Source organism: Vibrio sp. 1069 (genome assembly GCF_033340555.1).
Genome location: NZ_JAWOWP010000068.1, coordinates 1 through 1,315, shown reverse-complemented (window position 1 = coordinate 1,315; position 1,315 = coordinate 1). Strand labels below are relative to the sequence as shown.

At 44.6% G+C, this 1,315-nt stretch carries 2 protein-coding genes; one reads left to right on the top strand and one right to left on the bottom strand.

The annotated features are described in order from the left end of the window. Positions 1–793, top strand: a 793-nt coding sequence (locus R7040_RS24475) for a GGDEF domain-containing protein (protein ID WP_318097270.1), incomplete at its 5' end; no start/stop codon positions are given. Between the two features lie 75 nt (positions 794–868). Here R7040_RS24475 and R7040_RS24470 read toward each other — a convergent pair. Next, the coding region (locus R7040_RS24470; RefSeq protein ID WP_318097269.1) for a Solitary outer membrane autotransporter beta-barrel domain at positions 869–1,315 on the bottom strand (447 nt) is incomplete at its 5' end.

Below are 1,315 nucleotides of genomic sequence, written 5' to 3'. Positions count from 1 at the left end.
GACCAGCGGCATTTTGTTCATTGTGCCTAGCGTATCTAAGCTGCCGTTTATTCTTGTTTTGTATTGTGTTGGTATTGTGTGCTTTCTTGGTATTCTGCTGCTGAAAACCAACAAAATCATCCATGCGATGACCTATTCTGCAATGGCTTTGGCCTCCGCGACATTCATCTTCTTTGATGTGCAGTACATTTCCAGCACCATGTTTACGCTTACTGGTCTGCTCATCATCATCTATTCAACCTCGGCGAGTCACCAACTTGCGTTTACTGACAGCCTAACGCAGATTCCAAGCCGCAGAGCATTAGATTTAGATCTAAAACACATGGGCAGAAAATTCACAATTGCAATGCTCGATGTCGACCACTTCAAGAAGTTTAACGACACGTACGGGCATGACATCGGCGATGATGTGCTAAAAATGGTGGCTTCAAGATTGATGAAAACACGTGGTGGTGCAAAGGTCTATCGCTTCGGCGGCGAAGAGTTCACCATGGTCTTCAAGGGAAAAAACGTTGAAGATTGTCGCCAATACATAGAAGAAGCTCGTAAAGCTATCGCTGAATATGAAATGATCCTCCGCGACAAAGCCTCTCGCCCTGACGATCACAAGCAAGGCCAGCAAAACCGAGGTACCGAAGACATGCAAAGAGAATCGGTATTCGTCACGGCGAGCTTTGGTGCTGCAGACAGTAGAAACGGAAGAGAACCTGCTGAAGTCATCAAACTGGCGGATGCGGCATTGTATAAAGCTAAAAAAGCAGGTCGAAATTGCACCAGAGTGAATCAGAACTAATCACATAAAGAAATACAACGACCGCACTCAAATAAGTGCGGTCGTTTTGTTTAGACAGTTCAACGGCAAGTTTCGTCAATCCTGATTAAAGAACAGAACCAAACTGCCGCCTTTCAGATCACTGCCATAATTAATGGTTAAACCGATACCTATATTGTCTATCCAATCGGACTCAAACGGTGGAGTCATCAACCATCCAATACTGCCTTCATAATAATTCGTGGTATTTAGCGGATCGCTCGTATCGCCACCAATATCGATTCGACTAAAGCTGGTATAGAAAGATTGAACTGTCGTACCAATATGAGCGACGTCGTAGAAGACTTTGACACCATTTACCCAATACCAACCTTCCGGCTTTCCTACATTCCCGTTATTTGCCTCACCCCATCCGGTTCCATAGAAGTAATGTGGCGATGTCCAGAGATACCATTTACCCCATGATTCTTGTTCAAGGTATTTTAACTTGGCGTTAAGCTGTCCGAGCAAAGCCCAAGCACTGGTATTTATCAATGCACCATC